19 protein-coding genes and 2 tRNA genes are annotated in these 18,196 nt (G+C 65.7%); 9 read left to right on the top strand and 12 right to left on the bottom strand.

All coding sequences use genetic code 11. The annotated features are described in order from the left end of the window. Nucleotides 1-255 precede the first annotated feature (255 nt). Complete coding sequence (locus CKO23_RS20600) at nt 256-1,692, bottom strand: Mur ligase family protein (RefSeq protein ID WP_200334328.1); 1,437 nt, start codon at nt 1,690-1,692, stop codon at nt 256-258. 33 nt (nt 1,693-1,725) lie between these two features. Between CKO23_RS20600 and CKO23_RS20595 the strand changes: the two genes are divergently transcribed. The 4 genes from CKO23_RS20595 to mtaB all read left to right on the top strand — a co-directional run bounded on the left by CKO23_RS20595 (nt 1,726) and on the right by mtaB (nt 4,807). After that, complete coding sequence (locus CKO23_RS20595; RefSeq protein WP_200334326.1) at nt 1,726-2,202, top strand: hypothetical protein; 477 nt, start codon at nt 1,726-1,728, stop codon at nt 2,200-2,202. A 91-nt stretch (nt 2,203-2,293) separates the two neighbouring features. After that, nucleotides 2,294-2,947, top strand: coding sequence for an Hsp20/alpha crystallin family protein (locus tag CKO23_RS20590; protein ID WP_200334324.1), 654 nt, complete (start codon nt 2,294-2,296; stop codon nt 2,945-2,947). Between the two features lie 99 nt (nt 2,948-3,046). Beyond that, nucleotides 3,047-3,466 carry a YybH family protein gene (locus CKO23_RS20585; protein ID WP_200334322.1) on the top strand — a complete coding sequence of 140 codons (420 nt, stop codon included), beginning with the start codon at nt 3,047-3,049 and terminating at the stop codon, nt 3,464-3,466. Between the two features lie 42 nt (nt 3,467-3,508). Further along, nucleotides 3,509-4,807 carry a tRNA (N(6)-L-threonylcarbamoyladenosine(37)-C(2))-methylthiotransferase MtaB gene (gene mtaB / locus CKO23_RS20580; protein WP_200334321.1) on the top strand — a complete coding sequence of 433 codons (1,299 nt, stop codon included), beginning with the start codon at nt 3,509-3,511 and terminating at the stop codon, nt 4,805-4,807. 37 nt (nt 4,808-4,844) lie between these two features. Here the strand turns inward: mtaB and CKO23_RS20575 are convergent, their stop codons facing one another. Together CKO23_RS20575 and murI are read right to left on the bottom strand one after the other, a co-directional pair. Continuing rightward, entirely contained in the window at nt 4,845-5,414 is a 570-nt protein-coding gene (locus CKO23_RS20575; RefSeq protein WP_200334311.1) for a hypothetical protein, read from the bottom strand. 164 nt (nt 5,415-5,578) lie between these two features. Further along, nucleotides 5,579-6,427 (bottom strand): glutamate racemase, encoded by an 849-nt coding sequence (gene murI / locus CKO23_RS20570; RefSeq protein WP_200334309.1) that lies wholly within the window; start codon nt 6,425-6,427, stop codon nt 5,579-5,581. Between the two features lie 555 nt (nt 6,428-6,982). Between murI and CKO23_RS20565 the strand changes: the two genes are divergently transcribed. Together CKO23_RS20565 and CKO23_RS20560 are read left to right on the top strand one after the other, a co-directional pair. Then, on the top strand, nt 6,983-7,903 hold the full coding sequence (locus CKO23_RS20565; protein WP_200334307.1) for an SEC-C metal-binding domain-containing protein: 921 nt from the start codon (nt 6,983-6,985) through the stop codon (nt 7,901-7,903). Between the two features lie 84 nt (nt 7,904-7,987). Further along, nucleotides 7,988-8,359, top strand: coding sequence for a calcium-binding protein (locus CKO23_RS20560; protein ID WP_200334305.1), 372 nt, complete (start codon nt 7,988-7,990; stop codon nt 8,357-8,359). Between the two features lie 246 nt (nt 8,360-8,605). On the opposite strand, the gene CKO23_RS20555 is transcribed toward CKO23_RS20560, so the two are convergent. The 9 genes from CKO23_RS20555 to CKO23_RS20515 all read right to left on the bottom strand — a co-directional run bounded on the left by CKO23_RS20555 (nt 8,606) and on the right by CKO23_RS20515 (nt 14,072). Further along, nucleotides 8,606-8,682: transfer RNA gene (locus CKO23_RS20555), tRNA-Met, on the bottom strand. A gap of 115 nt (nt 8,683-8,797) precedes the next feature. Then, nucleotides 8,798-8,887, bottom strand: a tRNA-Ser gene (locus CKO23_RS20550). Between the two features lie 225 nt (nt 8,888-9,112). Next, nucleotides 9,113-9,475, bottom strand: coding sequence for a CZB domain-containing protein (locus CKO23_RS20545; RefSeq protein ID WP_200334303.1), 363 nt, complete (start codon nt 9,473-9,475; stop codon nt 9,113-9,115). Between the two features lie 30 nt (nt 9,476-9,505). Next, the gene (locus tag CKO23_RS20540; RefSeq protein ID WP_207168635.1) at nt 9,506-9,958 is read right to left on the bottom strand and encodes a hypothetical protein; all 453 of its coding nucleotides are present in this window, start codon (nt 9,956-9,958) and stop codon (nt 9,506-9,508) included. A gap of 164 nt (nt 9,959-10,122) precedes the next feature. Then, complete coding sequence (locus CKO23_RS20535) at nt 10,123-10,485, bottom strand: roadblock/LC7 domain-containing protein (protein ID WP_200334299.1); 363 nt, start codon at nt 10,483-10,485, stop codon at nt 10,123-10,125. Between the two features lie 238 nt (nt 10,486-10,723). Further along, a complete protein-coding gene (locus CKO23_RS20530) occupies nt 10,724-11,356 on the bottom strand; it encodes a hypothetical protein (protein ID WP_200334292.1) in 633 nt (210 codons plus the stop codon). Between the two features lie 4 nt (nt 11,357-11,360). After that, nucleotides 11,361-11,900, bottom strand: a complete 540-nt coding sequence (locus tag CKO23_RS20525; RefSeq protein WP_200334290.1) for a GTP-binding protein — start codon at nt 11,898-11,900, stop codon at nt 11,361-11,363. Nucleotides 11,901-11,945: 45 nt separating this feature from the next. Then, nucleotides 11,946-13,235: a hypothetical protein gene (locus tag CKO23_RS20520; protein ID WP_200334288.1), complete on the bottom strand. Its 1,290-nt coding sequence runs from the start codon at nt 13,233-13,235 to the stop codon at nt 11,946-11,948. Nucleotides 13,236-13,328: 93 nt separating this feature from the next. After that, nucleotides 13,329-14,072 (bottom strand): type IV pilus assembly protein FimV, encoded by a 744-nt coding sequence (locus CKO23_RS20515; protein WP_200334286.1) that lies wholly within the window; start codon nt 14,070-14,072, stop codon nt 13,329-13,331. A gap of 713 nt (nt 14,073-14,785) precedes the next feature. Here CKO23_RS20515 and CKO23_RS20510 point away from each other — a divergent pair. The 3 genes from CKO23_RS20510 (at nt 14,786) to CKO23_RS20500 (ending at nt 18,073) form a co-directional block, all read left to right on the top strand. Next, nucleotides 14,786-15,370, top strand: a complete 585-nt coding sequence (locus CKO23_RS20510) for a LemA family protein (protein WP_200334284.1) — start codon at nt 14,786-14,788, stop codon at nt 15,368-15,370. Nucleotides 15,371-15,379: 9 nt separating this feature from the next. Then, nucleotides 15,380-17,374: a M48 family metallopeptidase gene (locus CKO23_RS20505; RefSeq protein WP_200334282.1), complete on the top strand. Its 1,995-nt coding sequence runs from the start codon at nt 15,380-15,382 to the stop codon at nt 17,372-17,374. A 231-nt stretch (nt 17,375-17,605) separates the two neighbouring features. Further along, a complete protein-coding gene (locus CKO23_RS20500; protein ID WP_200334280.1) occupies nt 17,606-18,073 on the top strand; it encodes a c-type cytochrome in 468 nt (155 codons plus the stop codon). Nucleotides 18,074-18,196: the final 123 nt, after the last annotated feature.

The raw sequence follows: 18,196 nt of genomic DNA, 5'->3' as shown, positions 1-18,196 counted from the left end.
ACGCGCGGGTCGTTAAGGGGGGCGAAATGATCGACAATACTGGCAGACATGGGAACCTCCTGAGGCTGTTTCCCGATAGACTGCCGCAACCGGTTCTTTTTGAAAAATATTATACGCGCTCGCCCTGCGGCGCTCCCACGGCGGTTTGCAGGGCACGGTGCGGGGATGATGGGCAGGCCCGCCGACTCGCGGCGCTCGGAACAGAGCGCATCGCGGGGGCTTTGCCCATCCTACGCCGGGATCGCGACCCGCCACTCAGCTCCAGCCAAGTCGCGCGGCGTTGCGCGCGACCTCGTCCTGGTCGCTGTAATAGGTCTTGTGTCCATGACGATCGATGTAGCGCTCATGCCCCTTGCCGGCGATCACCGCCACCCAGGGCTCATCGGCCGGTCTCGCGGCGAGCAGATCGAAGAGGTGGGCGATCGCCTCGGGCCGCTCGATGACCACCTCGCGGATCGACTCGGGAACCCCTGGCAGGATGTCCTGGATAATGCGCTCGGGGTCTTCCGTGCGCGGGTTGTCGGAGGTGACGATGACCCGATCCGAGTGCCGCGCGACGGCCTCGCCCATGAGCGGACGCTTGCTCTTGTCCCGATCCCCGCCGCAGCCGAAGAGCGTCAGCACCCGCGCCGCGGGGAAACCGTGGCGAATGGCCGTCAGAATGGTCTCCAGCGCATCCGGGGTATGGGCGAAGTCGATGACGATGGTCCGGTTGCCGAAGACCTGGCACTCGAAGCGCCCATCGACGGCCTCCAGGTGCCGCCAATGCTCGCCGTCCGTGCTCCCAAGCGCCAGATCGGCCAGGACGCTCGCCAGGGCGTAGTTCTCCCGGTTGTGCGCGAGCGCGAGGAATGGCTTGGCCGCCAGGGCTTCGGCGCCTGGGCTGGCGGGTGGGATCCACTCGATCGGAACCTGGCCCGCCGTCTGTCCGGCCAGCCGCTCGGCCACGGCCGCGCTACTGCAATAGAGCCGGCCGCCGTCTTGAATGCCGTCGAGGATGCGTGCCTTGGCGTTAAAATAGGCGGTCTCGTCGTGGTGGTAGTCGAGATGGTCCTGGGTGAAGTTGGTCCAGCCGGCGCTCAGGAAGGGGATGCCCTGTACCCGCCCCTGATCCAGGGCGTGACTGCTCGCCTCCATGACCACCACATCGCACGCACTTTGGTGGCTGTGCAGGAGACGGCGCAGCTCGATCAGCGGTGGGGAGGTGAAGCCGGTCTCGACCAGCCGCTCGCCGTTGCGGAAGACGCCGAGCGTGCCGATGGAGAGCACCCGCTGGCCATGGGCCGCGAGGATGGATTCCAGGTACTTCACCGTGGTGGTCTTGCCATTGGTGCCGGTGACGCCGATGAATCTCAGCTCCGGGCGCAAGGGATAGAGGATGTCGCAGAAGCGGCGGATCACCTCGGCCCACTCGCCTGGTCGGGTGACGTAGAGCGCCTTCGCCGGCAGGTCGTCGAAACAGTCGAGCATGCGGTTGGTGACCAGCGCGGAGCAGGGGCAGCTCGTCAGATAGCGCGCGCAGATCTCCGCGTCCGTCTTGCCGTCGTCGAAGCGCTGAAAGAAGAGGATGGAGCCGGCGTCGCATTGGTCCGCGCGCCAGTGGATGCTCGTCAGTTCGGTGGCAGCGGCGGCTGGGCGCCGCCAGGCGAAGTCGGTCGTTTCGAGCAGTAGGGACAGCGGATTCTCAGGCATGGGCGTGGACCAGTTGGAAACAGGAGGCAGCAGTTGCTCATTCTCGCCGACGACAGCCGAATTCGGGAGCTCCTGGGCCGCTTCGGTCTGGGCTACCTGCGTATGGAGGATACCGAGACCATCCCAGGCTCCTATTGGGGCGACTTCGAGGCCGGGCTCGTCGGCGACCGGCTCTATGCGCGCCGTTCCACACCCCTGCACTCGATCCTTCACGAGGCCTGTCATTGGATCTGCATGGACCAGGACAGGCGCGCGCGGCTGCACACGGATGCGGGAGGCGATGATGCTGAAGAGGACGCGGTCTGCTACCTGCAGATCCTGCTCGCCGACGCCATTCCCGGCGCGGGCCGCGAGCGCATCTTCGCCGACATGGACGACTGGGGCTATAGCTTCAGGCTCGGATCCGCGCGGGCCTGGTTCGAGCAGGATGCGGAGGACGCCCGTGCCTGGCTGATCGGTCACGGGCTCATCGACCGGGACGCGCGTCCGACGTGGCGGGTACGTCTGTGACCGCTTGGTCATTTATAGTTGTCAGGTGTCAGGTGTCAGTTGTCAGTTATCAGTTTCATCCACGACGCAGCACTGCATGCGGGGGCCTTCCATGCGTAAGACATCCATTGCATCCGTGACCCTTTTCGCGGCCATCCCGGCACTGGTCAGCGCCTGGCCGCTCTGTGCGCAGGACATGGGCGGGCCGCCGGTCTACGGCGGCTATCCCGGATTCTACGGTCAGCCCTATGGGATGCCGCCGGCTCCCATGGCGCCCGGCTACCCAGGCGGCTGGTGGCCAACGCCCTATGGCGGTGAGGCGGCTGCGCCGCTCGCGGGCGAGGGTCAGGGGCAGCCCGCCGTCGCCAACCCGTCACCCCCTGGGGGCGGCGGCTGGGGCGGCTATCAGCGGCCGCTCGGGGCGATGCCCATGATTCCGCGTCTCGACATCGCGCGGGGCATGGACGGCGACGACTACCTGATCGACATCCGCGTCGAGAACATCGACCCGGAGCAGATCCAGATCCGCCCGGCGCGTCGTGGTCTGGTGATTTCCTACGACAAGGCCATCCAAACCAATCAGGAGGATACGCTGGCGGGCGGCGAGGGTTATCGCCGCAGCTACAGCGTCTCGCGCGGCACGACGACACGCCGCCTCGGGCTGCCGGTCGATGCCAGGCTGGACCAAGTGTCCCGTGAAGTGAGTGAAGGGCATATTCGGCTGCGTATCCCGAGAGACAGCTCCACGCCGCCGCTGTACCGTTAGGCATGCGCCGATCCGCCGCCGCGGCGGCGGGCTCTTGATTCCAAGCGCCCGCCGAGTCGGCGTCGCTCCACTCCAACCAACCGCGAGGATTCTCCCGCCATGCCATTCGCGACGCCGCAAGACGCCGAAGACGCCTATTACGATGCCCTGGAGTCCGGCGACGCCGACGCCATGCCCCGGATCTGGGACGCCTCGAACGAGGTTGCATGTCTCCTGCCCATGACCCCCATGGCGATCGGCGCCCAGGTCCAGCGTCTGTGGCGGGCCATCTTCGAGCAAGGGGCGCGGTTCGACATCCAGGTGCGCCACCTGACCTGGATCGAGGGCGATGATGTTGCGATTCATCTGGTCGAAGAGCGCAGTCTGGGGCAACGCGAAGGCCAGGCTCCGCCGCCGATCTATGCCACCAATGTTTTTCGGCGTGGCGCCGAGGGCTGGTCTCTGGTGCTGCATCAGAACTCGCCGACGCCGCCGCCACCGCCGAGCGTGCCTGGCGATGGGCAGACCGCGTTCGCCTGATGCCTCGATGCACTGCCGCGCCGGCGCCCTTGGCGTGATCGCATGACTCGGCCCAGACGCGTCAAGCTCCAGACCCTGGGCTGTCGCCTCAACGAGGCGGAGCTGGAGGCCTGGGGCGAGGCGTTCCATCGCCAGGGTCTAGAGGTCGTCGCCGAGGACGAGCCCGCCGATCTCATTGTGGTCAACACCTGCGCGGTGACGCAGGAGGCCGTTCGCAAGTCGCGCCAGATCCTGCGCAAGAGCCACCGTGCGCACCCCGAGGCGCGGCTCGTGATCAGCGGTTGCCTCGCCTCGTTGGAAGGCGAGGCGCTCGCGCGCGAGGCGGGCGTCGATCTGGTGGTCGGCAATGCGGACAAGGAGCGTCTGGTGGACATCGCCTTGGAGGCGCTCGCGATTCCGGCCATGCCCGCGCTGGCGATCACCGACATCGCCAGCCCGCTGTTTCGGCGCGGTCGGCAGCGCGCCTTCGTCAAGGTGCAGGACGGCTGCCGCTACCAATGCACCTTCTGCATCACCACCCAGGCGCGCGGCGAGGAGCGCAGCCGGCCGGTCGCCGAGGTGATCGAGACCATCAATCGCCTGCAGCGGAGCGGTATCGACGAAGTCGTGCTCACGGGCGTTCATCTTGGCGGCTACGGGAGCGACCTGGGTGGGGATTTGGCGTCGCTCATCCGCTGCATCCTCGCCGAGACGGATGTTGCGCGGATCCGCATCGGCTCACTGGAGCCCTGGGATCTGCCGGATCGCTTCTGGCCGCTGCTCGAAAGCCCCCGTCTGATGCCACACCTCCACCTGCCGTTGCAGAGCGGATCGGACGCCGTGCTGAGGCGCATGGCCAGGCGCTGCAAGACCGCCGAGTTTGCACGCATCGTCGCGCTGGGTCGGCAGGTCGTCCAGAACCTCAACGTCACCACGGACATCATCGTCGGCTTTCCCGGAGAGACGGATGCGGACTGGCGGCAGACGCTGGAATTCGTCGAGGCCATGCAGTTCGGCCATATCCACGTCTTCAGCTATTCGCCGCGCGCCGGCACGCTGGCCGCCAGCCTGCCCGATCCCGTCGATGCCGCCACCAAGAAGGCGCGCTGCCAAGCGCTGCAGCGGCTTGCGCGACGCTCCAAGCGCGCGGTCATGCGCGCACAGGTCGGCACATCCGTGCCCTTGCTCGTTGAAGGTGGTCAACAGGATGACCCGGAGGGCTCGCGCGCCGGATACACCCCCAACTATCTGCCGGTGCGCCTCGTCGGGACGCCGATGCCCGCGCCCAATCAGATTTTGGATGTGGTGCTGACGGACGTCGACGAGACGGCTGAGCGGCTTGTCGCCCAGCTCAAGGTGTGAGGCTTGTCTGAAGGGGGCGCGGACGCTCCGCGCCGGATCAAAGACCGCTTTCGACCTGGGCGGCGCGTTTCGCCGCCAGCGCCGTGGCGATGTAGGCGAGAGAGACGCCCAGTTCATGCGTCCAGGAGAGTTCGATCGACCACTCCGGCGAGGGGTTCCAGCCATGGATGGCGCGGCCCTCGCCGCGCCGGATGGAGGCGAGCCGAGCCGCTGGCGAGCTGGCATAGGCCGGGAAGCGGCTGCGATCCTCGCCATCGCCATAGATCTGGCGCAGATCCTTGTAGATGTCGTCGAAGCGCAGCTGGGTCGAGATCGCGTAGGCGCGGACAACCTTATAGATCCGACCGCTGTCGGCGAGCAGGTAGAGTGTGTCCGAGCCGTCGGGGAACACCAGCGCCAGACTGCTGCCCTTGGACTCGCGGGCGATGGGGGGCGGCATGGACCGCACTGCCTGGTCGATCTCGCCGCCGAGACAGTAGCGCCCGAAGACGTTTTTGAGACAGGGCTCCGCGGCCGAGGCGATCGGGATCGCGAGCAGCATGAGCCACAGGCCGGCGCCGAGCGTCAGCCTGCGTCCGGCGATGTGCGCGATCAGTCTCCGCCCCATGGTGTCCAGTCTCCCAGCCTCGAAGTCCGCTCAGAATAGCCGATCGCTCCCGGCCTCGCGAAGGTCTCATGCCGAGCGGACGGGAGCGAAAACAGGACGCGAAGCACCCCCGTCCATCCTGCCGATACGCATGGGCCGCCTTCGGGGCAGTTCCAGGTATTCGCCTAGACGCTCTCCAGCACCAGATCCCCGGCCGGCCTGGTGGCCCTGGGCGCGCTCTCCGTGCCCAAGCGATGCAGCACGACGTCGCTCTCCCAAAGCCTGGTCATGAGGCCGTGCATGTCGGCGGGGTTTCCGCTGGTCCAGAACAGCTCCTCGCCCACACGATCAGCCGGCGCGAGCAGACCGGCCTCGCCCAGTCGGCGCTGAACCTGGCGCGCGACCGCCGCGCCTGAGTCCAGCACCTGGACCGTGGGACCGGCAAGCTCCTGGATCAGCGGCGTCAGATAGGGATAGTGGGTGCAGCCGAGGACGAGCATGTCGGCCCCACGGGCCAGGAGCGGCTCCAGGTATTGCGCCAGCAGCGCGCGCGTGCGCTCCCCGTCCAGGTCGCCGGCCTCGACGCGCTCGACCAGACCGGGGCAGGGCTGACGCAAGACCTCCACGCCGCGGCCGACGCGATCCAGCAGCACCGAGAAGTTATGACTCGCGAGTGTCTGGCGCGTCGCCAGCACGCCAACCACGCCCGAGCGCGTGCGCTCCACCGCCGGCTTCACCGCCGGCTCCATGGCCACCAGCGGGACCGGATAGCGCGTCCGCAACAGGCGCGCGGCGGCTCCAGTGGCGGTATTGCAGGCGATCACGATCGCCTTGGCCCCGTGATCGAGCAGGAATTCCGTGATGGCGAGGGATCGTGCCTCGATCGCCGCCATCGGCTTGTCGCCATAGGGCGCATGTCCCGAATCCGCCACATAGAGCAGATTCTCGTGTGGCAACAGCCGGCGGATCTCGCGCAAGACGGTGAGGCCGCCGAGACCAGAGTCGAAGACACCGATCGGTTGATGAGCTGTCATGAGGGTACCCGTGGTCGGAGTGACCTGAGGAGCTGACGGCAAGGCCGGATCGCGGCGGGTGTGGATCAATACGCCACATGCTGCGATTCAGCGACAGTGTAGGGATCCGGCGTTGCGCTGACAATCGGCGGTTGCGCGGGACTTGCGCGCGCTCGGCTTGAGCGTGCGTTTGCCGATCAGGGCGTCTGCCTTGGGACCGGAGATCTTATGCATGCCATCGGATTGCGTGCCTGCTGATTCCAGGCTTCGAGCAACAGTCATCGGGTGCGGTATTCGCCGTCCTTGAGGACGCGGAAGGTTTCGGAAGTCGCCCCCAGCGTCGCAGAGGCGGATCGCCCTATCGGGCATCCGCCTGACCGGCTGGCATGATGATCGAGGCAGCATTCTCTTGCGCGCGCGGCTCGGGCTATCATCGAGGCTGAAACCCTGACAGTCTGTCTCCTTGCGTCGCGCAGAGGCTGTCGAACCAGCACGGGTCGTTTCGCCGAAGAGCCCTCCGGCATCCTCGCCTTCATCAGTCCGTCCATTCCTTCAATTCCATCGCGGTGACAGTCCATGCTGACAGAGATCAAGACACCCGCGGGAAGTCGATTCGCGGTCGCCTTTCCGCCTGATTCCGGCGAGCTTGCGGGCCAGAGCTATCATCTCGGATTTAGCTTCTGCGACAACCCGGTGTGTCGCTGTGGCGCGATTCATGTGGGCCTGTTGCCGGAGCCGTTGGACCTGGGTGCCGACGCGGATCGGGCAGAGCGGTTGGCGCCATCTTTTGAGTTCGATATCGACGTCCAGAAGCGCGAATTGGATGCCGAGGGCTCGCGACAGGCCGGCGTGGGGCCGCGGATCGGCGCGGCCTTTGTCGATGCCTTGAGCGCCGAGGATTGGACGTTATTGACGCGCATCTTCCACGCGCACAAACGCCGAGTCACGGAGGAAACCCCCGATGATGAGATCAAGGCGAACTTCGATGCGGATGGCATCGAGCGAGACTTCACCTTGGTGCGCTTCCATGAGGTTCTGCCGTACGCCGAGCTTCAGTTTATCGAGATCGAGGGTCGGCATTTTCAGCTCGAAGAGCTCTATTGCGTCAAATCCGATTGCGCCTGCACCGATGTGCTGCTGGTGTTATTGGAGCTCGTCGCGCCATCCGAGGCGACGGATCCGGTCAGGGACGCCCCGGCGATCTTCTTCGACTATCGCACCAAGAGCTGGCGGATCGATACTCCGGGAGAAGAGGATCCGCGGTTTTTGCGCCGGATCGCCGCAGACTTGAAGACCGATACCTACGCGTCGTTGTTTCGACGCAACCATGCTCGGCTGAAGGCACTGTATCGAGGCTATCAAGCTCGGAACCCTCGTCGCGTGTTGCGGATTCCAGCGCGTCAATCCGTCGGTCGCAACGATCCTTGCCCCTGCGGAAGTGGCAAGAAGTACAAGAAATGCTGTTTGGATGCTCCTGGGGCCTCGTCGCGAGCCTGATGCAGACTTTTCCTCTGAAGGGCGGGTGCTGAGCCTTGAGGTCGCGCTCGCCCTGTCCCCGCAATTCGCCGCAGGTACCTTTCGATGACAACCCGAGAACAAGACGAATCGCGTGAGCATCGCATCATGATGGAGGTGGTCGTAGACGCCTATGATGACGAGGAGCAAGCCATGGGCTGGTATTACTATCTCGACGACAAGCTGACCTTTCCCTTCAGGGCGCGTTGCACGCGGGAGCGGGCGGCTTCCCCCTTGCGGATCGGCGAGGAGGTTAGCGTCGATCGCTTGGCCGAGGAGGGTGACTGTCGATGCGAGATGGTCGTCTTGACGACCTGGCAGGGGCGCTCGCTCGGTCTTCCCTTGGCGCAGCTCGACGCGGTGGATGCCGATGAAGGTACGCGCGAAGCCATCGGCGATTGGCACTACTGGGTGGAGCGCGGCTATGGGTTTGGCTGACTTTGGTGGTGTCCGGTAGTCAGGATCCAAGCGCGCGTTCGTCATAGGCCGCCGCGAACCTGGGTGGCACGGTCATGAACTGATGTCTTTCCCCCGAGGCGGATCCGATGCCCTCTCCTCCGTCTGCTCCAGTTCGCGCGGGCGGAGATGCTGAGCAAGGCGGCGCGTCGGTTGCGTGGCTCTGATGCCCTGACACCAAACCCTTCGCGCGCAAAAAAGCCGGCACTCGGCCGGCTTTTTTCTCTATGGTAGCGGGGGCAGGATTTGAACCTACGACCTTCGGGTTATGAGCCCGACGAGCTGCCTGACTGCTCCACCCCGCATCTAACTGGCTGCCGCTGCTTTTCGTAGCGACTGAAAGACTCATTTGCGCGAGTCGCGCGATCCACGCTTGTCCACACACTTGGCGACCACAGCGCTAATCTTAAATGTTTGATTTGGCGGAGAGGGTGGGATTCGAACCCACGGTACGCTCGCGCGTACACCTGATTTCGAGTCAGGCCCGTTCGGCCACTCCGGCACCTCTCCAAGGCGCTGTCGGAGACTGGGTCGGCCGACAGCAAGCGTGCAAGGATATACGCTGGCGGAGCTGATGTCCATGGTGTTTTACGGGGCTGCTCGGCTTCGGAATCCTGGCCAGGCGGCCGGATGGGTGTCGCCACTCGACCCTGCTACGCCCACCCGTCACGCCGCGCTGAGCGTCACACGGGGGGCTGCAGGGGATGTTTCTCATGCCGGCTCCAGAGCGCCTGGTCAGCCTTTGGCGGCCTTGTCCAAGGCGAGCAGGGTATCCACTAGGGTGGCGGACAGGGTCATCATCTCCGTGACCGCGGCCCTGGAGCCAGCGGGATCGCCGGCCTCCTGCCTTGCGATGGCTTCGTGGCTGGCCTGGTGGAAGCGCTGGTGTGGCTCGATCAGGCTGTCGAATAGGGCTGCGGCCTCGGGTCCGGCGGCGGCCGCTTCAGCGGGTCCAGCTCCGTACAGCCAGGTTCCCAGTTTGCACGCGTGGAAATCCGTCCCGCGGAAGTCCCCCTTGCCGTCCAGGGTCGCCTGGATCTTTCTAAGGTACTGAATGTGGTCGTTCAACCGCAGTAGAAAAAACGCCGTGCCGTCCATCGGAACACCTCGCGGATGAAGCCTCGGGGATCAGCGGGGAATCGCCTGTTCATGGCAAACGCCGCACGCCTCGTCCCGCTCGATGAGTTTGACCTGAACCTTCTTGCCGGTCAGGCGGTAGAGGGTCTCTTCCACGAGACCGAAGCCGAAGTAGCAGATGGCTTGCTGACCGCAGGGCTGCCCGCTGTGCGGTGTGAACTGCGCGAAGGCGCAGTCCCGGAACTCGATGCTGTAGGAGCCGTCCTCATTCTGGCTGGTGAGTCTGAAGTCGCCAAAACCCTCCAGCGCCGCGATGCCGTCATGCATGATGCGCCCGGCGTCTTCGAAGGAGGCGTTGCTCGGCAGTTCAGGCCAGACCGAGGTGCTGGCCTGCTTGCCGGCCTCGCGCATGGCGATCTTGGATCCAGCGCCCATCATGAAGGTGATGGCGTTGGAAATGGAGGCGATAACGGTTTCCTGGGGTGAGAGGTCTCTTTGGGTCATGGGTTGTCCTTCGGTCATGAGCGATCTCTGATGTCACTGAAGTCCGGTGCCAAGACCGGCGTTTGCGTTGCAGCGGTCAGTTCCGCGCTGACTCGACGGCTGCGGCGGGATCGAGACCCACCAAGCTGGTCGAACAAGGCGCGGCCGACCCGGCGGCCGGCGGCTCAGATCAACTTGCTGATCTGCTCGGCGGCACGCTTCACATCCAGGAAGATCAGGCCCAGCTTGGCGTTGGGCTTGGCCATGACGGTGACCACGGCGTCGTGGCCGGCGTGGGTCATGAGCACATAGCCCTTGGCACCCTTGATGAGGACCTGCTCCAGCTCGCCGCGGGCAAGCTCTTGCGCGGTCCGGTCGCCCAGGGAGAGCATGGCCGCGCTCATGGCGCCGACACGGTCCTCGTCCATGCTGGCGGGCAGTTGCGAGGCCATCATCAGGCCGTCGGTCGAGATGACGCCGGAGGCCTCGATATCGGCGGAGGTGCCATTGAGCTCTCCGAGCACGGAATTGAGCATGTCAGCGCGCATTGTGAATTCCTCTTCTTTCCTGCGTTGCAGTGGTTGGTTTCAAAGGCGAATACAGGGGCCTCGGTCGATCTCAGGCCCCGCTCCATCACGACCAGGAATCGCGCCGGCTCGGTGAAGCGGCCGGAGGATTGCTGGGACTCCCGCCGAGCACGGGCTCGACGGACGGCTCGGGAGTCACATGCACGTCGCCCGCGTGCACGTTCAATGTCTGTCATCCGGGTCTGACGAGCGCCAGACCTCAGCGCGCATAGCGCTTGCTCAACGCCCAGATGAGTTCGGTCAGCGCCGGCTGGTTGAGGTGCGGCACGCCACCGATGATGAGCACGAAGCGCTGCTCGGCGATGTAGAGCGGCCAGAAGCCGGCCTGGCTGTTGCCCGCGGCGTCCACCAGCGCCCAGGCGCTGGTCCCCAGGCCCATGTTGCGCTTGAGCAGGCCGCTGTGGCGTTCGTACAGGGACGCCAGGTCCGCGCTGGCGGCCGAGAGCTCCACCGCGGTTTCGTGGTTGAAGCCGGCGGAGGCCACGTAGAAGCCCTGAGCATCGGCGAGCAACGCCTTGCCGGCGGCCGAAAGGGGTTCGAGCAGACCAGGAAGCACGTCTTCGAGCGCACCGGCCGGTGCCGTCTGCGGGTCCGTGAAGCCCTCGATCCAGCCCAGCGTCTGAAGGTGGTAGAGCAGGTCGAGCGCCTCGTCCTCGCTCTGCGCGTCGGCCCAGTCGATCAAGGCGTCGAGCGCGAGCGAATGGCTGGACTCGGTGCTGAGCAGGCGTTGCAGCAGGCGGCGCGGGGGATCCGGCTGCGGGTCGGCCACGCTGTAGAAGGCACCCGCCGGTGTGGGCAGAACGAATTGACGATCGAGCAAGCGATAGCGCATGACGTCAGTCCACCTCCAGTCCTGGGTCGAGGGCGAAGAAGAGCGCCTCGAGGAGGATGGTGATGTCCGAGCGCTTGCGCGCATCGACCTCGAAGACCGGGACCAGGAGCCCGGCGCGCTGTAGATAGTCGTGATAGACCGGCAGCCGCGAGCCGGCGCCGAGGTCCATCTTGGTGATCCCGACGGCGAGCTGGGTCTCGCGGATGAAGCCGTCGAAGGCGTTGACGAAGAACTCCATGTCGCCGAGCGGATTGGGGCGCGAGTCGTCGATCAGCAGGACCAGCCCCAGCCCGCCCTCGGTGAGGATGCTCCACATGAAGTCGAAGCGCTCCTGCCCGGGCGTCCCGTAGAGATGGACCTTCTCGCCACCCTCGAGCTTCATCAGCCCGTAGTCCATGGCCACCGTGGTGGTGGACTTCATGGATCGGGTCATGTCGCTCGCGCGTGCGTCCGTCGAGACGGCGGGGGCGTCGCTGACAGAGGCGATGGCCGTCGTCTTACCCGCCCCAACCGGGCCGGTGAATATGATTTTGTGATCTGGCATGCGGTGCGCTTCGTCTCGATGAAGGAGGTTGGCTCGTTGTCCGAATCAACGGCGCAGATGCGAGAGGATCCGATGAAGCAGGCCAGGCTTCGCCGGTCTTTCGGGCGCCGGGTGGAGGTCGAGCTTGCGACCCTTGCCCGCCGTCTGCGCTGTTGAGACCTCCTCCATGAGGCCGAGCGCGTCTGCCGCCGTGAAGAAGGCGAAGACGCAACGCTGCGGAATCTTCAGGATTCTGGCTGCGTCGATCAGTGAGACCGGATCGCGCGACAGGAAGGCGGTGATGCGCACCGCGCTGGGAAAGACCGCGAGGCGGGTGAGATTCGGCCAGCGCTTGAGTCTGACTTTTGCCGTGAGGTCCGTACCCAGGGGAACGCGTCCACGCGAGGCGAGCAAGGCCGCGTTCCACAGCAAGGACTCGAGCGGCCAGATCCGGTGTCGAGGTGCCTCGGCGAGCTCGGCGGGAGCGACGAATCGCAGCCTGCTGTTCTCTTCGGTCAGCGGTACCACGGCCAGGGTGCGCAGCTGGAAGTGCTGCAGGTCGATCACCGCCTGCCCCGTGCCCGGCACCAGGGTGATGGAGCCGTGCTCCAGCTCCAGTCTGACCGCCCGGCCGTTGCTTGCCGCCAGCTTGAGCGCCTGTCGAAGCCGGCCGATCAGATAGGCGTCGGGCTCGAATTGAGTCTTGGCGACCTGCTCCGCATCCTTGGGGTCGATGTCCGGCGCCAAACCGATGAATGTCTTGGCATCGTGCTCCGCCAGCCGCTGCCCGACGGAGCGGCGCGCGGTTGCGGGCGCGGTGCCCTCATCCGCGTCTTCGCTCGGCGTCCGTGGCTTGATCGACACGGGCGTCGGTCGACTCGGCGGCGCCGACTCCGCGTCGGGGGTGCTGGCGGAGGGCATCTGTGCTGGGGTGCCATCGGCGGAGTGCGGCGCGCTCGCCGCACCCGTCGAGCCGCCGCTGATCGCGTCGGCCACGGCCGTCAGGGCGGCGATGAGCTCCTGGGGTTTCAAGGGCTTGCGCACGAAGTGCGTGTTGCCCTTGACGTCGACCTCCCGCATCCCGAGCAGGATCATCGGCTGCTTGGGGCTGGCCTCGGCCTGCTTGATCCACAGATCACGGCCGCCGTAGCTATCGAGGTCGATCAGATGGAGATCCGCCTCATCGGTCTCCGCGAAGACGAAGCGACCGTTCAAGCGGCTCTTGAAGAGCAGCTCCATGGCGTTCTGCATGCGCGGGTCGAAGCCGAGCGCCTTGATCCTGCAGACGGCGGGGGCGACGTCCTCGCCCCCGACCTCCGCACCCCCGGGGCTGGCGCGTTCTGTCATCTGCAACATAAGCCTGTGGTCCTGTTCGTCATCGCGTGATGGGAGGGTTGCCAGTGTCGTGAGTGGATGATCGGTCGATCCGCGCTCGGCTGGATGGCCGGGCTAGTGGCCGGCGATCACCTGCGTGCTCAGGTTGTCCGCCGTCTCCAGCCAGGCATCGGCGGCCGGATTGCGCGCGGGATCCTGCAGCTTCCACATCGCACTGAAGCTCTCGAGATCCAGGGTTGCCCGGTAGATCGCGAGCAGCTCCAGGTGCAGCTCCATGCGGGACGGCTCGCTCAGCAGCGCGCTTTCGAGCAGGGTCCGCGCCTCGTCCAGCTGCCCGTATTCCAGGTAGCTGCGGGCTTCGTCGAGCGGGTCCTGCAGATGGGGTGTTTCGTGGCGGTCCAGGCGCTCGACCAGGGTCCCTGTGCCACGGGTGCCCTTGCTGAGCATGGACGCCGGGGCGCAAGGGATGGAATCGGTCGCGCGCAGGCCGCTGTCGAGCTTGCCCACCAGCGCTTGGTACTGGCCGCGGTTCAGCAGGCGCTTGGCGGTGTCCAGCATCCGCTGGCGCAGCGGCATGCCCTTGGATCCGAGCGCAATGAAGAGGTCGACCAGGGCGGCATAGCTGCCGCTGGCGTTCGTCCCGCCGACGTGGAAGATGACGCGCTGCACATGCGCCCTCAGATCCTTGGGAACACGCGCGACCTGGTGAGCGAGGAAGGCGCCCGGGTCATTGGCGTGCGTTGGGGCGATGACTCGGAGCCTGCTGCTTGCGGGCAGGACGAAGGCGAGCTCCATCCGGCCCGGGAGACGATGCCCCGGGGCGTCCTCTGCATCCTCCACGGCCTCGACGAGGGTCATGAGAGGGTCCCCGTGCGGTGACGCGCTGGGGTGATGCGCGGGAGATGCCGCCGGCCCGAAGAGGACCGGAGACGCTTGGTGAGGCGCCTTGCGTCCGAGGTCGCCTCATGCGCTGGCGGCACCGACAAGGTCACGAATCGCTCCATGGGTCCACCCCTCGAAGGGTCTATTCCTGCGTTCTCTGGCCGACAGGTTTCAATCAGTCCGCGTCGGGCGCGCGCGCGGCGATCGCCGATGCAACCCTCACAGATGAACGTCGCTTGTTTGCGGGATTCCATTCGCATCAGTGGATCCCTCACCCTTGGGTCCGAGTCACACTTGCCCTTGGCGCCTTCCGCTGCCGAGTTGGTGGCGGTCTTCAGCACCCTCGTTATGAGCACTGAACGATTGACGGGCGGGACTGCTGGGCGCGGCCGCGCCCGCTCTGGTTGGCGTCGATCTTGGCCGCTGTGCGTTCTTGCCGACTCGCGCCGCCGCGAAACCGCTGACGGTTGGCGTGAGGGTGAAGGACTCCGGACGCTGTTTTCGGCAGCCACACCAGTCCAGACATGTGGGCCTATCCTAATGACGGAATCGGCGGCGAACCGTGACTGACGTCCCGAATGAGGCGATCGGTCCGCCGCGGATTCGGCAAGCGCATCGAAGGGGATTGGGATTAGACTGGCTCAGGGCCGGATCGCTGGGGTCCGGCTTCGCTCAGAGGGGGATTGAAGATGGGATGGGTGTTTCTTGGGGTCGTCGTCGTACTCGTGATCCTTGTCATCGTTCTCTACAACCGACTGGTCGCCGGGCGCAACGGGTACAAGAATGCCTTCGCCCAGATCGACGTTCAGCTGACACGGCGCTATGACCTCATTCCCAACCTGGTGAAGGTCGCCGAGCGCTACATGCAGCACGAGCGGGAGACCCTTGAGGCGGTGATCCAGGCGCGCAACCAAGCGGTTGGAAACCTTCGGCAGGCGGCCGCGGATCCCTCCGACGCGGATGCGATGCGCAAGCTCTCCGCCTCGGAGCAGGGGCTGTCCGGGGCGCTCGGCCGGCTGTTCGCGCTGTCGGAGTCCTATCCGGATCTCAAGGCCAATCAGAACATGATGCAGCTCTCCGAAGAGCTGGTCAGCACGGAGAATCGGGTCGCCTTCGCGCGCCAATCCTTCAACGATGCGGTCATGGCCTACAACAACCAGCGCGAGATGTTCCCCGGGAACCTCATCGCCAACAGCTTCAATTTCCAGCCCGCGCAGCTCCTGGAGATCGAGGCGCCCGCGAAGCGCGAGGCGGTTCAGGTCGCGTTTCAGTAAGCCGCGCCGATGAATTTCTTCGAGCATCAGGCTCGGGCACGCCGCCGGACCTGGGGTCTGGTCGGGCTCTTCGCGCTGGCTCTGCTGTGTATCGTCGTCCTGGTCGATGGCGTGGCGCTGCTGTTCTTCGGCGGTTACCACAACCTGGCCGATGTCGACCGCACCATGCGGCTGGCGGAGAGCGGCAAGGCCCCTGGGCTCTATGACACCTATGTCGACCCGAACCTAGGGCTGCTCTTCTGGGTCTCCCTGCTGACGGCGGGTGGCATCGGGCTGACGAGCCAGATCCGCATCCTCACCTTGCGCGGCGGTGGCGGGGCCGTGGCCCGCGGGCTTGGCGGCACGCTGGTGACACCGGACACGACGGACCCGCTGAGGCGTCGCTTGCGCAATGTGGTGGAGGAGATGGCGATTGCCGCGGGTGTGCCGGTGCCGGAGATCTATGTCCTGGATCGCGAGCCTGGGATCAATGCCTTTGCCGCGGGCTGGACGCCGTCGGACGCGGCCGTTGCCGTGACCCAGGGTGCCCTGGAGACCCTCAGTCGCGATGAGTTGCAAGGCGTCGTCGCCCATGAGTTCGGCCATATTCTCAACGGCGACATGCGGCTGAACATCCGGCTCATGGGCTTGCTGTTCGGGATACTGGTGCTGGCGCTGATCGGGCGTTTCCTGCTCGGCTCGGGGCGTCGGTCTCTGAGCCGGAACGACCGCGGCGTGGTTTCCATGGGTCTGGCGTTGGTGGCTGTCGGCTATGTGGGGCTGTTCTTCGGTCGGCTGATCAAGGCATCGGTGTCGCGCCAGCGCGAGTATCTGGCCGATGCCTCGGCCGTGCAGTTCACGCGCCAGCCGGACGGCCTCGCGGGGGCGCTCAAGAAGATCGGCGCATCGGGTGTCGGTTCGGTGCTCCAGGCCGACCCGGAGGAGGTCTCGCACATGCTCTTCTCGAAGGGCTTCTCCAGTCAGCTGTTCGCGACGCATCCGCCCCTGGTCGATCGAATCCGGGCCATCCAGCCCAGGTTCGACCCGCGCGAGTTCACGCAGATCGCGGCGCGGATGCAGCGGGAGTCGCAGACGCGCTTGAGCGGCGAGGATGTCGCCCGCGAGCAGCAGGGCAAGGCGGCGCCTGGCGGGGCGGGCGGTTTCAGGCTGGACGCCGAGACCTTGATCGACAGGATCGGCCAACCAGGTCTCGGGCAGGTGATGGTTGCCGGACTCTTGGCGGCCGCCATCCCGCGCACCCTGGAGCGCGCGGCCCATTCTCATGAGTGGGCGCTGGCGGTGATCTGTTACCTCTTGATCGATCGTGATCCCGAGGTGCGCGAGTCTCAGCTCCTCATGGTCGCCCAGGCCCTGGGTCAGGAGACGGAGCGACAGCTCCAGATGCTGTTGAGCGAGACCCCCGAGCTGGAGCCCGAGCTGCGCATCCCCTTGTTGGAGATCGCCTTTCCGACGCTGCGCCGCCGACCCGAGCGTGACCTCACGACGCTGCGCGCGCTCGTCGATCGGCTGATTCACGCCGATGGGCGGGTGGAGCTGTTCGAATACGCCATCGCCAAGCTGCTGGCGCGGCAGATCGAGGATGTCCTCGATCCGTCACACGGCGGCCTGGGTGGGCGCGGTAAGCTGTCCGAGAGCACGCGCGAGGTCTTGGATCTGCTCACCATCCTGGCGCATCAGGGTCACGCCGATTCGCGCTCCGCCCATTGCGCACTTATTGCGGGATTAAAGCGTCTGGGCGTGAAACCTGAGGCGATAAACACCATCAAAGAGGACTGGCTCGACTCGGAGTGGCTGAATCAGGCATGGTCCAGCCGACTCGACGCGGCGCTCGAGAAGCTCGACGGGGTCCGTCTCGCGGACAAACAGCGGCTCTTGGGTGCCATGGCGGCGACCGTGATGGCCGATGGCCAGGTCGCCGCCGCCGAGCTCGAGCTGCTGCGGGCAATCTGCGCTGCCCTGCGGATGCCCTTGCCTGTCTTCGAGCAGGCGGCAGCGAATCCCTGACGGGGCTGTCTCGCGATCGGGTGAGAGGCCGACCTCATGCCCGGTCGGCCCGAGGAGCGGTTTGTGACTGGACGGCGCGGTCCGAGCATCGCGCAAGAAGGGGCGGGTCGCTGCTCATCGGCTCGCGAGAAGGTGCGTTTTCGGCTCTCCAGGGAGGGGCGAATCGCGAGTAAATCGAGTCTGAAACTGACTTGAATCAAGCTGACTTTCAATCGAAACGGAGATTGTTGAATGAAACCGATCCTTACCAGCACCGCCCTTGGTCTCGTCGCCGTGGTACTTGCAGGCAGCGCCCTCGCGGGGGCGTTGACACCGGAAGAGCAGATCGAGACCCGCCAGGCCGGCTATACCTTCATGGGCTGGAACATGGGTAAGATCAAGGCGAACCTGGACGGGGAGTACAACCCGGACCAGGTCGCTGCAGCCGCCAATACCATTGCCGCTATTGCCAATTCCGGCATGGGCGCCCTCTTCGGGCCGGGCACGGACAAGGATGTCGGTAGCGTCAAGACCCGGGTCAAGCCCGAGCTGTTCCAGAACATGGAAGAGGTCGGCCAGCTGTCGACCGATTTCAAGGACGCGGCTGACAACCTCGCCGAGGTTGCCGCAGAGGGTGATCCGGGCGCGGTCAAGACGGCCTTCGGTGAGCTGGGACAGGCCTGTAAGGCATGCCACAAGAAGTATCGCGCTGACGACTGATCCCCAGCGTCTGCCGTTGTGAGTACGGAGGCCGCCGCGAGGCGGCCTCCGCTTTTGTGCCGCTTGCCTGGTGTCGACCTGCGAGCTGATTACCAGCTCGGGATCGAGCCGGCGGGCGGAGGG

The sequence above is a fragment of the Thiocystis violacea genome (assembly GCF_016583565.1).
Classification (GTDB): domain Bacteria; phylum Pseudomonadota; class Gammaproteobacteria; order Chromatiales; family Chromatiaceae; genus Thiorhodococcus; species Thiorhodococcus violaceus_A.
This window is presented reverse-complemented; position numbering and strand designations above follow the sequence as displayed.

Excerpts from the sequence above, each read along its gene's own strand:
- CKO23_RS20565 (WP_200334307.1), top strand. The coding sequence starts at position 6,983 with ATGCTGACAGAGATCAAGACACCCGCGGGAAGTCGATTCGCGGTCGCC.
- CKO23_RS20545 (WP_200334303.1), bottom strand. The coding sequence starts at position 9,475 with ATGGACGGCACGGCGTTTTTTCTACTGCGGTTGAACGACCACATTCAG.
- mtaB (WP_200334321.1), top strand. The coding sequence starts at position 3,509 with ATGACTCGGCCCAGACGCGTCAAGCTCCAGACCCTGGGCTGTCGCCTC.
- CKO23_RS20530 (WP_200334292.1), bottom strand. The coding sequence starts at position 11,356 with ATGCGCTATCGCTTGCTCGATCGTCAATTCGTTCTGCCCACACCGGCG.
- murI (WP_200334309.1), bottom strand. The coding sequence starts at position 6,427 with ATGACAGCTCATCAACCGATCGGTGTCTTCGACTCTGGTCTCGGCGGC.
- CKO23_RS20520 (WP_200334288.1), bottom strand. The coding sequence starts at position 13,235 with ATGTTGCAGATGACAGAACGCGCCAGCCCCGGGGGTGCGGAGGTCGGG.
- CKO23_RS20535 (WP_200334299.1), bottom strand. The coding sequence starts at position 10,485 with ATGCGCGCTGACATGCTCAATTCCGTGCTCGGAGAGCTCAATGGCACC.
- CKO23_RS20600 (WP_200334328.1), bottom strand. The coding sequence starts at position 1,692 with ATGCCTGAGAATCCGCTGTCCCTACTGCTCGAAACGACCGACTTCGCC.
- CKO23_RS20525 (WP_200334290.1), bottom strand. The coding sequence starts at position 11,900 with ATGCCAGATCACAAAATCATATTCACCGGCCCGGTTGGGGCGGGTAAG.
- CKO23_RS20515 (WP_200334286.1), bottom strand. The coding sequence starts at position 14,072 with ATGACCCTCGTCGAGGCCGTGGAGGATGCAGAGGACGCCCCGGGGCAT.
- CKO23_RS20585 (WP_200334322.1), top strand. The coding sequence starts at position 3,047 with ATGCCATTCGCGACGCCGCAAGACGCCGAAGACGCCTATTACGATGCC.
- CKO23_RS20510 (WP_200334284.1), top strand. The coding sequence starts at position 14,786 with ATGGGATGGGTGTTTCTTGGGGTCGTCGTCGTACTCGTGATCCTTGTC.
- CKO23_RS20560 (WP_200334305.1), top strand. The coding sequence starts at position 7,988 with ATGACAACCCGAGAACAAGACGAATCGCGTGAGCATCGCATCATGATG.
- CKO23_RS20540 (WP_207168635.1), bottom strand. The coding sequence starts at position 9,958 with ATGACCCAAAGAGACCTCTCACCCCAGGAAACCGTTATCGCCTCCATT.
- CKO23_RS20500 (WP_200334280.1), top strand. The coding sequence starts at position 17,606 with ATGAAACCGATCCTTACCAGCACCGCCCTTGGTCTCGTCGCCGTGGTA.
- CKO23_RS20590 (WP_200334324.1), top strand. The coding sequence starts at position 2,294 with ATGCGTAAGACATCCATTGCATCCGTGACCCTTTTCGCGGCCATCCCG.
- CKO23_RS20575 (WP_200334311.1), bottom strand. The coding sequence starts at position 5,414 with ATGGGGCGGAGACTGATCGCGCACATCGCCGGACGCAGGCTGACGCTC.
- CKO23_RS20505 (WP_200334282.1), top strand. The coding sequence starts at position 15,380 with ATGAATTTCTTCGAGCATCAGGCTCGGGCACGCCGCCGGACCTGGGGT.